The sequence below is a fragment of the Pseudomonas khavaziana genome (assembly GCF_019145205.1).
Taxonomy (GTDB): Bacteria; Pseudomonadota; Gammaproteobacteria; order Pseudomonadales; family Pseudomonadaceae; genus Aquipseudomonas; species Aquipseudomonas khavaziana.
Genome location: NZ_JAHSTT010000070.1, coordinates 1 through 297 on the forward strand (window position 1 = coordinate 1; position 297 = coordinate 297).

Below are 297 nucleotides of genomic sequence, written 5' to 3' on the forward strand. Positions count from 1 at the left end.
ACTGACCGTCGAGCAAGACCCGCTGGGTGCGGTGACAGCCTATCAGTACGACGAAGCCGGACGCTTGGTGGCGTTGTTTCCGGGGGATGACGAGCCGACGTCCTACGAGCATGACAACGGTTTCGTACGGGTTGTCAGGCGTGGCGAGGCGGTCTGGAAATATGAGCGTAATAGCCAGGGCGATGTTACGCGTAGGACCGATCCCGATGGACAGGTCACGGACTACAGCTACAACAAACGTGGGCAACTGACGGGGGTTTGGTACCCCGATCACAGTTGTCATCGGCTGGTGTGGAA

General features: G+C 58.9%; 1 protein-coding gene. It reads left to right on the forward strand.

What is annotated here, in order from left to right; genetic code table 11:
* Positions 1 to 297: RHS repeat domain-containing protein (locus KVH01_RS29560; RefSeq protein ID WP_217883814.1), on the forward strand; the 297-nt coding region annotated here is incomplete at both ends.